General features: G+C 37.8%; 10 protein-coding genes and 2 pseudogenes. 8 read left to right on the plus strand and 4 right to left on the minus strand.

What is annotated here, in order from left to right; translation table 11 throughout:
• A partial coding sequence (locus tag JCM14932_RS10990) for a YhgE/Pip domain-containing protein (RefSeq protein ID WP_034543292.1) occupies nucleotides 1-1,027 on the minus strand: 1,027 nt, incomplete at its 3' end.
• Nucleotides 1,028-1,080: 53 nt separating this feature from the next.
• Nucleotides 1,081-1,830 (minus strand): alpha/beta hydrolase, encoded by a 750-nt coding sequence (locus JCM14932_RS10995; protein WP_025024895.1) that lies wholly within the window; start codon nucleotides 1,828-1,830, stop codon nucleotides 1,081-1,083.
• 68 nt (nucleotides 1,831-1,898) lie between these two features.
• Between JCM14932_RS10995 and JCM14932_RS11000 the strand changes: the two genes are divergently transcribed.
• The gene (locus JCM14932_RS11000) at nucleotides 1,899-2,579 is read left to right on the plus strand and encodes a ribonuclease H family protein (RefSeq protein WP_025024896.1); all 681 of its coding nucleotides are present in this window, start codon (nucleotides 1,899-1,901) and stop codon (nucleotides 2,577-2,579) included.
• 43 nt (nucleotides 2,580-2,622) lie between these two features.
• On the opposite strand, the pseudogene JCM14932_RS15390 reads toward JCM14932_RS11000, so the two are convergent.
• A pseudogene (locus JCM14932_RS15390) lies at nucleotides 2,623-3,557 on the minus strand (DUF1002 domain-containing protein).
• Nucleotides 3,558-3,748: 191 nt separating this feature from the next.
• On the opposite strand from JCM14932_RS15390, the gene JCM14932_RS11010 reads away from it, so the two are divergent.
• Nucleotides 3,749-4,798 carry a D-alanine--D-alanine ligase gene (locus tag JCM14932_RS11010; RefSeq protein WP_025024897.1) on the plus strand — a complete coding sequence of 350 codons (1,050 nt, stop codon included), beginning with the start codon at nucleotides 3,749-3,751 and terminating at the stop codon, nucleotides 4,796-4,798.
• Nucleotides 4,799-4,896: 98 nt separating this feature from the next.
• Here the strand turns inward: JCM14932_RS11010 and JCM14932_RS11015 are convergent, their stop codons facing one another.
• The gene (locus JCM14932_RS11015; protein ID WP_025024898.1) at nucleotides 4,897-5,682 is read right to left on the minus strand and encodes a DeoR/GlpR family DNA-binding transcription regulator; all 786 of its coding nucleotides are present in this window, start codon (nucleotides 5,680-5,682) and stop codon (nucleotides 4,897-4,899) included.
• 148 nt (nucleotides 5,683-5,830) lie between these two features.
• On the opposite strand from JCM14932_RS11015, the gene JCM14932_RS11020 reads away from it, so the two are divergent.
• The 6 genes and pseudogenes from JCM14932_RS11020 to iolD all read left to right on the plus strand — a co-directional run bounded on the left by JCM14932_RS11020 (nucleotide 5,831) and on the right by iolD (nucleotide 13,413).
• Nucleotides 5,831-7,237 carry a sugar porter family MFS transporter gene (locus JCM14932_RS11020; protein ID WP_025024899.1) on the plus strand — a complete coding sequence of 469 codons (1,407 nt, stop codon included), beginning with the start codon at nucleotides 5,831-5,833 and terminating at the stop codon, nucleotides 7,235-7,237.
• Entirely contained in the window at nucleotides 7,234-8,241 is a 1,008-nt protein-coding gene (iolG, locus tag JCM14932_RS11025; RefSeq protein ID WP_025024900.1) for an inositol 2-dehydrogenase, read from the plus strand. Before JCM14932_RS11020 ends, iolG begins: the two co-directional genes overlap by 4 nt.
• 15 nt (nucleotides 8,242-8,256) lie before the next feature.
• The gene (locus JCM14932_RS11030) at nucleotides 8,257-9,708 is read left to right on the plus strand and encodes a CoA-acylating methylmalonate-semialdehyde dehydrogenase (RefSeq protein WP_025024901.1); all 1,452 of its coding nucleotides are present in this window, start codon (nucleotides 8,257-8,259) and stop codon (nucleotides 9,706-9,708) included.
• Nucleotides 9,709-9,714: 6 nt separating this feature from the next.
• Nucleotides 9,715-10,578 carry a 5-deoxy-glucuronate isomerase gene (gene iolB / locus JCM14932_RS11035; protein WP_235700597.1) on the plus strand — a complete coding sequence of 288 codons (864 nt, stop codon included), beginning with the start codon at nucleotides 9,715-9,717 and terminating at the stop codon, nucleotides 10,576-10,578.
• Nucleotides 10,532-11,513 (plus strand): annotated as a pseudogene (iolC, locus tag JCM14932_RS15395) (5-dehydro-2-deoxygluconokinase). Before iolB ends, iolC begins: the two are co-directional and overlap by 47 nt.
• Entirely contained in the window at nucleotides 11,506-13,413 is a 1,908-nt protein-coding gene (gene iolD, locus JCM14932_RS11045; protein WP_025024903.1) for a 3D-(3,5/4)-trihydroxycyclohexane-1,2-dione acylhydrolase (decyclizing), read from the plus strand. Before iolC ends, iolD begins: the two are co-directional and overlap by 8 nt.
• Nucleotides 13,414-13,415 lie beyond the last annotated feature (2 nt).

The raw sequence follows: 13,415 nt of genomic DNA on the forward strand, positions 1-13,415 counted from the left end.
TCCGTATCCCCTTGTGTGCCTTGGCAGTCTCAGCATCGTTACCAAGTTTTGTGACGTCTGGCATGACATTTTCAACTTGATTGATGACTTTGATACCATTATCAACTTGCGTAATACTGCTATCCATCAAGTTAGAGATCTGGCTGAAGTCATTATCGATCGTGTTGATCTGTGAACCAGCGCTCTTGATTTCTGGAATTTTAGTTTGTAGTTTTTTAACAGCTGTGCCACCTTCATCAACCAGTGGTAAGAAGTTGTTCAAGTTAACGATCTTTTGGGCATCGGCGTTTAGTTCGGGAATGTAGCCATACATGTTATTGACTTCATTAAGTTTGTTGTTCAAGTCTGGAATCAGTGTATTAGCGACTTGGACCTTGTCCATGATGCCTTGCAATTCGTCTCGATTCTGGTCGGTTAATTCCAATAAGCTAGACAAACGCCTCAACATAGGCAGGTTATTTTCAAGTTCGACACCTGACTTATTCAAGACCGTGGCGACCGTTTTACTGATTGTACCGATGAATTCATCAGAAATCGTATTCTGGAGAGTCGTCGCACCCGATTCAGTCAACTTCGGCGCGACGGCATTGATCTTTTGGTTGACTGAGTAAACTAGGGTAGGTTTCTTGATTTCTCCTGAAGCAAAACTCATAATATCTTTTGAAAAACTCTTAGGGATGTAGATTCCGGCATAGTACTTACCAGATTTGACCCCATGGTCTAATTGTTCTTTTGAGTCAGTGAAGACCCATCCAAGTTTTTTATTCTTTTTTAAGTTAGAGATTAAATTTTTACCAATTTCAATTTTTTCACCTTTGAGATTGACAGCTTGGTCGTCTGAATAAACGGCCACTTTCAAGTCGCCAGTGTTTGAATATGGATCCCACAATGCCCATACGTTGAACCAACAATACAGACATGGCAAAATAATCAAAGCCATCATTAGTAGTGTTGCTGGCTTTGATTTAAGAGTTCTTTGTATATCTATTCTAAATAATTCCCAGGATTTGATGATGTGCCTCCTCAACGGTTCGGTTCCTAACAAGATAAGTTAACATAAATCAACTATTAAATAAACCATTATGTTAATGGATTATAATAAATGAAATTATTAACGCGTTTTAAAATTTCAGAATCATCATGCATTAGTGAGTGTTCTGCCTTGGAACCATTGACGGGATAATCGATATATTCTTTGACACGTGGCTTAAGAATATAAGAAATCGATTGAACCGATGTGACAGAAATATATTTATCACTATTTGAATAATCTTCGACATTTCCGTAAATGTTCAAAACTCTTAGGTCGCTGGAAATACTATTTCGTCCCATGAAGATCCTAAAATAGGTTGGACTCATGAAAGCTGGACGGCCGTCAGGTTTGATGCGGTTAAGGTTTGGAAGATCGCCGAGTCCGAGAATACCATTGAATGGACCGGCAATGAGGACTAGTTTTTTTAAGCGTGGCATGTAGGGATGCAATTTTTCTTTCAAATTGACTAGGACTAAGGCAACGGCACCCAGCGAATGCCCAATGGCATCGTAAGTGTCAAATTCATATTTGGTTCTCAAATTAAATAAAAGTTTGGATAACCAGTAAGATATTAGGTTACTCCCAACGTATTTATTCTGAAAGACGACTTGGATGATTGGATGCGCATCGTCAGTCCAAGTACCCTCATATGTGATTTTCCCATTCCAATTGATCATGGCTTTTAGGTACTCTGTTTTGTGATTGAACTTTAGTGCTGATTCAATCATCTTTTCAGTCGTGTAGTCCCCGCCACGAAAGCCGTGAATGTAAAGTATCGGCCACTGTTTTTTTTTCATAAATTCACCCCAACATTAACCTATTATATAATGAAAAGTAACAAAATATAACATATCGAGGTAAGACATTGCAAAAATATTATGCGGTACGACGCGGCAAGACTCCGGGAATCTATCGAACATGGGCAGAGTGCAAGGCTCAAGTTGATGGATTTACCAACGCACGTTATAAAAGTTTTGTTACTGAAGCAGAGGCACAGAAGTTTTTAACTAATAAAGATAATTATGCTCCAAAGCAAAAGGCTACCAATAAGACTAGTGATTTAAAGGATTTTGATGCCGTAGTATATACGGATGGTGGTTCTCGTAACCACGGTAACGTCAAAGGCGGACATGTTAGAAGTGATGATCGAGCTGCTTGGGCGTATCATATCAATGCTGGCGGTGAAATATTCGAAGGAACCGATGGCGAACTAGGTGCTACTAATAATCGCATGGAGATTATGGCACTGATCGAGAGCTTCAAACGTTTGAATGATTTAAAGCTTAATAATAGGAAGATTATATTTGTTTTGGATTCACAATACGTTCTTAATGCCATTACTAAGGGATGGTTGAACGGATGGAAACGTCGTGGGTTCAAGAAGGCTGACGGACAAGTTCCAGTTAATGTTGAATTGTGGCGTGAGTTGGATAAGCTGTTGCCTACGATTGAAGACAAGACGTTTGAATGGACTAAGGGTCATGCTACGAACGTTGGTAATAACCGAGTTGATGCTTTGTTGAATGATACTATGGATAAGATGTGAATAAAAAACAGGTTTGGACATTTGTCCAAACCTGTTTTGCTATTTAATTGAATAATCCTTGGAAGAATGAAACTATGCTGTCCCAGATTCTTTGGATGAAATTACGATTTTCTTGAGTATTCAAGTTGTTAAAAAGGTTCTTGGCCTTGCTTGTGATATCGCTACTCAACTTAGAAGCTTGTTCCTTGAAGTTTGAGTTTTTCAAAGCACCTGAATCTCTGATTTCTACCATTAAGTTAATGATCTTCTGTTTTTGATTATTATTAATGATGTTTTGGAGATTATTCTTTTGTAGGTTGTTGTTAACGATAGTGTGATTTGGTTAACGGTAATGTTATCACCCTTTTGGGCAATATCTGATTTCATGCCAGCAACGGCATTGTTCAATTGCTTATCGGAATAACCGTCAGTTCCTTTGTTGGCATCGGTGATACCACTTAGAACACCCATTTCATTTTGGGCTGCATTAACTTGGCTTTGGTTTAAAGAACTACCAGTACTTGCATAAGCGGCATAGATACCTGCCAAAGCACCAGATCCATCGATCGGTGTAGCAGACGTTACATAGATATCAGCATCACTGATACCAGCCGTAACGGCGGCGTTTCTGTATTGGTCAGCGGTAATAGTAGTGATGTTATTGTTACCATTGTAGTCGACGATTTTAACGTTGATACCTGAACCAGACGAAGTCTTTTGGATCAAGGCTGATGACCAGACTCCGGAACTACTAGTAAATGAACTACCACTTGGGTTCAAGTACTTGACCAAAGTATCACCAGTTACGGTAACGGTCGTGTAGTTACTATTGTTGCCACTGATCTGTGAAGATAGGGCATCGATCGTACCTTGCTTTTGGCTATCTGTAAGAGATGTTCCCAGTGTCATCACTGGTTGGTCGCTCAAACTATCGGCCTTAACACTCTGAGTAGTAAAGATACCCAGGGTGATCAAAGATACTAAACTAAGTAAAATAATATTTAACTTTTTCACGAGTCAAATCCTCCTTGACTACATTAAACCAAACAAATATGAATAATTCGAGAATTATGTCAAAGAAATTTTTGTGCAAACGCTTAAAATAGCCATTGAATAATGATTGTGGTATTCTATAGTTTCTAGGAAATCGCTTTGATTTACAAAAAAAGAAAGAATAGGTGAAACGAACAATGAAAATCGTTGTCCTCTCAGGTGGAAGAAGTACCGAAAGAAACGTTTCTTTATCTTCAGGTGTGAAGATCACAAACGCATTAAGAAGTAAGGGTTATGAAGTCGCATATGTCGATTCATTTCTTGGAGTAGATGTAGCAGAAGATAAGATCGATGATTTATTCACTACAGAGCCAGAAGACGAATCAAATTTGATCATCAGTGATGAAGTTTTGACTGATGAAAAGATCAATGCCTTACGTACTGACGATACTATTGGATTACTTGGAAAGAACGTATTGAAGATTTGCCAACACGCCGATATTGTCTACATGGGACTTCACGGTGAAGATGGCGAAAATGGTAAGATGCAAGCTGTCTTCGATGTCTTCGATATTAGATATACAGGAAGCGGCTCGTTGGCTTCTGGTATTGCAATGGATAAGAAGTTTTCTAAGGAAGTCTTCGTACAAAACAACATTCAAACTGCTGATTATACAACAACAACTACAAGCAAGATTTCGGCCGAAGATATTCCATTCGGCTTCCCAATGGTAGTTAAGCCATCGAATGGTGGTTCAAGTGTTGGGACACATATTATTAATAATGAAGCAGAACTTGAAGAAAATATCGCTGATGCATTGAGATTCGACAAAGAAGTTTTGATCGAAGAATACATCAAGGGTAGAGAGTTCTCAGTTGCGATGGTTGATGATCACGCCTTGCCAGCTGTTGAAATTGCAGTTGATACAGGTTGGTATGACTTCCAACACAAGTTTGTTGAGAATAACGTAACTCACTTCATCACTCCTCCAGATTTGGATGATGAAACACATGCACGTATGCAAGCAATGACCAAAGATACATTTGATGCCCTTGGCATGACAAATTATGGTCGTGTTGATTTCTTGTTACGTGATAGCGAATTATACGTTATGGAAGCTAATACTTTGCCAGGTATGACACCATTGTCATTGATGCCTCGTGAAGCTAAGGCTGCTGGTATTTCTTATGCTGATTTGTGTGAGAGTATTATTAAAAGTAAAGTGCGTATTTATGACGAAAAATAATTAATTGTTGGCTCCTTGTCCGGTTGGATGAGGGGCCTTTTTTTTGTATACAACATAAAAAAGGTGTCTGATTGGATTCAGACACCTTTTTAGAATTTTTAGATTTTATTTACAACATGATAATTTATCTTATTTTGGTCAAAATATTCTCGATACTTTTCGGGTAATTCCTCATCTGTGATCAAAAGTGATATTTCATTCAAGCCAGCATATGTCATTAGGGTGCTTTTACCAATTTTTGTATGGTCAGCCAAAACAACTATGTCTTGAGAGTTATTAACTATTTGTTTTTTAGCTTTGTATTTGTCAGATGAATAATTTGTCAGTCCATTTTTTATCGAGAGTCCTGTTGCGGCCATGAAGGCGGTATTTATATTTAAATCCTTCAGACTTTCACTTGAAACCCCGACCCGTTCCACCATCGACATAGTCTCACGATCAAGAACATTACCAATGACAATTAAAGTTATATTTGTGAACTTTTCCATTTGTGAAATTATTTTAAAGTTATCAGTTACTATCACATATTTAATATCTTTTGGTAAGAAATTGAGTAACTGTTCAGTGGTTGTTCCGGAATCTATATAAATAATATCGTTTTCCTTGATTAATTTGCTGGCATTTTGAGCAATTGCTTTTTTTATGTAAATATTTTTTGTTTTACGTGCATTAAATAACTGTAATTCATCCATAGGTGATTGATCTTTTTGAATTACTTCAACGCCGCCATAGACTTTTTGAATATCACTGGACTTCTCAAGCTCTGCTACATCACGCCTAATGGTGTTCATGGAGACATTAAAATGGCTTTGTAATTCCTTTAAACTAACGATTTTTTGCTGGACGATATAGTTATACATTTGTTCAACTCTTTTGTTTCTCATAAATTACTCCTTTAAATGCTCCTTTTTTATAATAAAACGCTAGCATATACACAATATATTATCAAGTTGCTAATAAGTTGACAAATACTTAACCATAAGTTAACATTCACTTGTGAAATTCTAATTGGTGTGTGAGGAGGTTTTATATTTGAATGCAAAGGAAAAAAGCGTTAATCGAAAAGTAACGTTAATATCGATCATATCTACATTTGGTGGATTACTTTTTGGATATGATACTGGTGTTATTAATGGGGCTCTTCCGTTTATGATTCAAAAGGATGAGTTGAACATTCCGGCTTCAGCTGAAGGAGTGATTGCTGGGGCGCTGACATTAGGTGCAGCAGTCGGTGCTGTAACTGGTGGAAAATTATCTGATAAGTATGGTCGTAAGAAAATCATTACTAATCTAGCTTTGATCTTCATCATTACAACGATTGGATGTGCGGTCTCTCCAACGTTGGGTGTACTGATTTTCTTCAGATTTCTTCTAGGTTTAGCGGTTGGTGCGGCATCAGTTGTTGTTCCAACTTTCTTAGCTGAAATGGCTCCTACGCATAAGCGTGGAAGAATTGTTGCACAGAATGAAGTAATGATTACTGGTGGACAGTTTCTTGCGTTTACGATGAATGCAATTTTGGGAACAACGATGGGACATGTTCCTGGAGTCTGGCGTTGGATGCTGGTACTAGCAACTTTACCGGCTGTTATTCTTTGGTTTGGAATGTTGATTGTTCCAGATTCACCAAGATGGTTAGCGGCGAATGATAGTGAATCAAAGGCATTTGATGTTTTGAAAACAATCAGAACTCCAGAAGAAGCCGAAGATGATATGGAGAAAATCAAAATTTCTCTGAAATCTGAAAAGGAATTAGACAAAGCTTCGTACAAAGATTTGAAAATACCTTGGGTAAGAAAGATTCTCTTCATTGGGATTGGTTTGGGAATTGTTCAACAAATTGTCGGTATTAATATCATGATGTACTACGGTACAACGATCCTTGAAAAATCAGGCTTTTCTAGAAATGCAGCATTGATGGCCAATATTGCTAATGGTTTGACTTCGACAGTTGCGGCATTCTTCGGAATGTTCATTGTAAATAGGTTTAAACGTCGATCAGTATTCTTAACAACCTTGGCTGGAACTACGACAACAATGATCTTAATAACACTCGTTAATGCATTTATGAAAGGCAATCCATTGATGCCATACGCAACGATTGCCTTAACAATTACATTTTTGGCGTTTTTCCAAGGAGGTATTTCTCCAATTACCTGGACGCTTCTATCCGAAATTTTCCCAGTTCGTTTAAGAGGATTGGGAATGGGGATGGCAACATTCTTCTTATGGATCGGTAATTTCTTCGTTGCTATCATCTTCCCATGGTTAGTAGCTAATGTGGGTATGACATACAGTTTCTTATTATTTGTAATCTTCAACGTAATTTCCATAGTCTTCGTTATCTTCTTTGTTCCTGAAACACAAGGTAAGTCATTAGAGGAAATAGAACTTGATTTCAAATTCAATGATCACTTCAAGAAAGAGGACAGAATATGAATAAGGTAAAAATTGGTATTATCGGTGCTGGTCGAATAGGAAAATTCCATATTGACAATATTTCTCAATTGGATGAGATGTTTGAAATAGTTGCTGTTGCAGATGCATTCTCTACTGAATTAGAGAGCTTAAAAGCTCGTTATCATATTAAAAATGTTTATAAAAATTATACAGAAATACTAAGTGATTCAGATGTTGACGCAGTTTTGATTTGTAGTCCAACAGATACTCATGCTCAAATTGCTATTGAAGCAGCCAAAGCGAAGAAACAAATTTTCTTGGAAAAACCAATTGATCATGATATTAATCGTATCAAAGAGGTTATCAAAGAAGTTGAAAAAAATAACGTTAAGTTACAAGTCGGGTTCAATCGCCGCTTTGACCATAACTTCAAAACCATTCAACAACAGATTACTGATAATAAGATTGGAAAATTACAACTTGTTAAAGTTACTTCCCGTGATCCAGAACCACCATCAGCTGACTACATAAAGAGTTCCGGTGGATTATTCATGGATATGACGATACATGACTTTGACATGGTTAGATATCTTGCTCAAAGTGAAGTTGTAGCAGTCGAAGTATTCGGTGGCAATCTGGTAAATGATGAAATCAAACAGGCGGGTGACATTGACACAGCGGTAATCAATTTACGATTTGCAAATGGTGCTCTAGGTCAAATCGATAATTGCCGTGCGGCAGCCTATGGTTATGACCAGAGGGCCGAAGTTCTTGGTAATAAGGGGCAAGTCATTGCTTACAATGATCAAAAAAGTAATACAGAACTTTATACAGCAGAAGGGGTAGAGAAGGAAGTATTACCTCATTTCTTTTTAGACAGATACAAAGATGCATATCGTGATGAGTTTAAGGAATTCTATCAAGCTATCTCCGAAGATAGAAAACCCAGTGTTAACGAAACTGATGGACTAAAGGCTGTAGAGATCGCCAAGGCCTGTCAAATGTCATTTAAAGAACACAAAGAAGTTAAAATACAAAACTAATTCGGGAGAACTTAAATGAAGACACTTAAAAATTTTATTAATGGTGAATGGGTTGAATCTAAGTCTAAAGAAACAATGGAAGTTATTAATCCGGCTACCAAAGAAGTTATTGCATTAATTCCAGTATCAAATAAGGAAGATGTTGATCTCGCAACCAAAGCCGCAAGTGATGCTTTTGAAATTTGGAAGAACATTGCTGTGCCACGTCGTGCGCGGATATTTTTCAAGTTTCACCAGTTACTTGTAGAACATACAGAGGAACTCGGGAAAATAATTACGATGGAAAATGGAAAGAGTCTCGATGAATCTATTGCGGAAGTAAAGAGAGGAATCGAGAACGTTGAGTTTGCTACTGGAGCCCCAACGTTGACTATGGGTGATTCATTATCTTCAATCGCTACTGATGTTGAAGCAGCTAATTATCGTTATCCCATCGGTGTTGTCGGCGGAATTACACCATTTAACTTCCCAATGATGGTTCCTTGCTGGATGTTTCCAATGGCGATCACGGTTGGTAATACTTTTGTTTTGAAACCATCAGAAAAAGCACCGCTATTAACTGAAAAGTTAGCTGAATTATTGCAAGAAGCTGGACTTCCTAAAGGAGTCTTCAATGTGGTCAATGGAGCAAAAGATGTTGTTAACGGAATTTTGGACCATCCAGATATCAAGGCTATTTCATTCGTTGGTTCCAAAGCCGTTGGTGAATATATTTATAAACGCGGTAGTGAGAATCTCAAACGTGTTCAAGCCCTAACAGGTGCTAAGAATCATACAACAGTTCTAAATGACGCCAATGTCAAAGATGCTGTTAAAGCAATTGTCTCTTCGTCATTTGGTAGTGCCGGTGAACGTTGCATGGCAACTAGTGTTTTGGCGGTTGAGGATGGCATCTATGACAAATTCATGACAGAGTTTGTCGAAGCAGTTAAGAATATCAAAATGGGTAATGGGCTAGATGATGGTGTGGTACTTGGTCCGGTGATCAGAGCAGAAAATCAAGAACGAACATATAGCTACATTGAAAAAGGTATTTCTGAAGGAGCAGATATTCTGTTAGACGGAAGAGATAGAACGAACGACGAGGGCTACTTTGTCGGACCAACTATTTTTGAGAATGTCACGACAGATATGACGATTTGGAAAGATGAAATGTTTGCGCCAATCCTTAGTGTTATGCGTGTTAAAAATATTCAAGAAGCAGTTGCGACAGCTAATAAATCGGAGTTCGCAAATGGTGCCTGCCTATTTACTAACAATGCCAGTGCCATTAGATACTTTAGAGAAAACATTGATGCAGGTATGTTGGGAATCAATCTTGGTGTTCCAGCGCCGATGGCTTTCTTCCCATTCAGTGGTTGGAAGTCTTCGTTCTATGGGACATTACATGCTAACGGAAAAGATAGTGTTGATTTCTATACTAGAAAGAAAGTTGTCACAGCCCGTTATTCACGAGCTGATGTCTAGGTGAAAATTATGCTGCTAAAACAAAAGTTATCCAAACCAGTTAAAGATGGAGTAACGATGTTACAGGATTTGCCTTTGAGGAGTGTTGATGATCTGAAGTATACAGGGATGCGAGTATTGGAAATAAGTGCAGGTTCTAGTTATGGTGAAACCACTAATGATTTTGAAGTTTGTGTAGTAGCTTTGACGGGGAAAATTGCAGTTTCAGATAATAAAAGTAATATTGGAATTATTGGAAAAAGAAATGATATTTTTGAAAAAGTACCAACGGATAGCGTCTATATTGGTATTAACAACCGATTCGAAATAACAGCTGAGAACGACGCCAAGGTATTGATTGCCTATGCTCCAGCAAAAAAAGAATTACCAACAAAGGTAATCCTTGCGGAAGATAATTTGGTTGAACATCGTGGCAAATATAATAATAAACGCTTAGTACACAATATTTTGGATGATCAATCGACAATTTCTGAGAGCCTCTTAGTGGTCGAAGTTTTCACCGATGGAGCCAACTGGTCAAGTTATCCACCACATAAGCATGATCAGGATAATTTACCTGAAGAATCTTTACTTGAAGAAATTTATTATCACGAAATGAACCCTAAACAAGGTTTTGTCTTTCAACGTGTATACACGGATGACTTAGATATTGATGAAACTATGACGGTTAAAAATGGTGATGCAGTTATAGTGCCAAGAGGATACCATCCAGTCGGTGTTCCTGATGGATATGATAGTTTTTATTTAAATGTTATGGCTGGACCAACAAAGATATGGAAGTTCAATAACGATATGGATCACGAGTGGATCTTGATAGGAGCGAATAATGACAAATTTAGATTTGATCACTTTAGGAAGAGCTTGTATTGACCTAAACTCCGTAGAAATTAATAGACCGATGGAGGAAACAAAAACCTTTTCAAAATATGTTGGTGGGTCCCCAATTAATATCGCCATTGGTAGTTCAAAGTTGGGTTTAAAAGTTGGATTCATCGGTAAAATTGCGGATGATCAGCATGGTCGTTATATTTCAAAATATATTAAGGATGTTGGTATCAATACACAGAATGTGATTGTTGATCATAAAAAACACAAAACCGGTCTTACTTTTACAGAAATAAAGAGCCCAACGGAAAGTAATATTCTCATGTATCGTGATGAAACAGCGGATCTGTATTTAGAACCAAGTGATATAGATGAAGAATATATCAAGTCTGCTAGTTCATTATTGATTTCAGGAACAGCCTTAGCACAGAGTCCGTCACGTGAAGCGACTATTAAGGCTGCTAGATTAGCAATTAAAAATAATCTCAAATTGATTTTTGAACTGGATTATCGTCCTTATACTTGGAAGTCGATGGAAGAAGTATCGGAATATTATCAGTTGATGGCGAAGATGGCAGATGTCGTTATTGGTACAAGAGATGAATATGATGTTATGGAGAACATTCAGGACGGTACTCAACTAGATAATCAGAGAACGATTACAGAATTATTTAAATATAATCCCAGTTTAATTCTTATAAAACATGGTAAAGATGGTTCTTTCGCATATACGAGATGGGAAAGTTTATGAAGGCAGTATTTATAAGACTAAGGTGTTGAAGAGTTTTGGCGCAGGTGATTCGTATGCCTCGGGATTTATCTTCGCGCTTCACAAAGATTTGCCAATTGAAACAGCTTTGAAGTATGGAGCTGCTGCATCGTCGATCGTCATAAGTAAGCATTCTTCGTCTGAAGCCATGCCAACTGAGGAACAAATTAAACAGGTTATTGCGGATGGAGAGGTGAGATTTGATGACTGAGACAATCAAACTGACGGTGGCACAGGCAATCGTGAAGTTTTTGAATCAGCAATATTATTCAGTTGACGGCAAAGAAGAACCTTTTGTAGAAGGATTCTTTGGAATATTTGGTCATGGGAATGTCTTGGGATTAGCTCAAGCCTTGCAAGAAGATCCTGGTCATCTCAAAGTTTATCAGGGAAAAAATGAACAAGGAATGTCTCATGCTGCTAGTGCTTTTGCAAGACAGAACTTACGTCAAAAAATATTTGCAGTAACTGCTTCAGCGGGACCAGGGTCAGCCAATATTGTGACTGCAGCTGGGACTGCTGCCGCAAATAATATTCCACTATTGATTTTTCCAGCAGATGTCTTTGCTACTAGACAGCCTGATCCGGTATTGCAACAAATCGAAGTGGATTATAGTCCCACTATTACGACAAATGATGCTTTCAAACCAGTTTCTAAGTTTTGGGATCGTATTGAACGTCCTGAACAATTGATGGGTAGTTTGATCAAGGGATTTGAAGTACTTACCAATCCGGCGACAACAGGGCCTGTAACGATTTGCCTTCCCCAAGATGTTGAAGGGATGAGTTATGACTATCCGGTAGAGTTCTTTAACAAACGTGTGCATCACTTAAAAAGAGTTTCTCCGGATAATCAGGAATTACAAAGCGCCAGTCGTTTAATAGCCAAAAGTAAGAATCCAATTTTGGTTGTTGGAGGCGGAGCTAAGTATTCAGAAGCACAAGAAGTCATTAAAGAGTTTGCGACGAAGTTCAATGTTCCCATCGTTGAAACCCATGCGGGTAAGTCTACGATCGACAGTGATTTTGAATACAATCTCGGTGGCTTAGGGATTTTAGGAACTTCAGCCGCTAATATTGCTATGAAACGTTCGGACTTGGTAATCGGGTTGGGTACGAGATATACCGACTTCACTACTAGTTCCAAAACAATTTTTAACAGTGAAGCGCAATTCATTAATATAAATCTGAATCGAGTTCAAACGTACAAGTTCGATGCAGTTCAAATGGTTGCGGATGTTAAGAAGTCATTAGAGATGTTGATTGATGCGGTGGGTGATTATCGTTCTAAAATTAATAATTTGGCAGATTTAAAAAATGATTGGAATGATGAAAGAAATCGTTTAGCCAATATCAAGTTTGATGATAAGAATTTTGAACCAGAGATTAAAGGTCAATTCGATCAAGTGCTATTGAATAAATATTCTGCACAATTGAACACTGAATACACACAGACTCGTGCGTTGATCAAGCTGAATGATTTAATAAAGGATTCGACAATTGTGGCGGCTGCAGGTTCATTACCTGGGGATGTTCAGCGTATATGGGAAACTAACAAGTTCAATACATATCATATGGAATACGGATATTCCACAATGGGGTACGAAGTGAGTGGCGCGTTGGGTGTAAGACTAGCTGATGAAAATGAGGAAGTATACGCGTTGGTCGGTGATGGTAGCTTCGTAATGTTACACAGTGAATTATTGACATCGCTGCAATATAACAAAAAAATCAATATAATTTTATTCGATAATTCTGGATTCGGAAGTATCAACAATCTGCAAATGGGTCATGGAAGTAGGTCTTATGGAACGGAATTCAGAGATTACAAGAACGATGTGATCAATGTTGATTATGCCAAAATTGCAGAGGGTTACGGAGCAGTTTCGTATAAGGTCAACAATGAAGCAGATTTAATTGCAGCAATAAGTGACGCTAAAAAACAAAGTAGATCAACTTTAATTGAAATCAAAGTTTTACCAAAAACTATGACCGAAGGTTATGACAATAGTTGGTGGCGGGTTGGTCTTTCAGAAGTTTCTGATAGAGAACAAATAGATCGATTGGTTTCTGAACAAAATGAAATGTTGAAAAATGCAAAACAATATTAAAT

It is taken from the genome of Companilactobacillus nodensis DSM 19682 = JCM 14932 = NBRC 107160 (genome assembly GCF_000615905.1).
Taxonomy (GTDB): domain Bacteria; phylum Bacillota; class Bacilli; order Lactobacillales; family Lactobacillaceae; genus Companilactobacillus; species Companilactobacillus nodensis.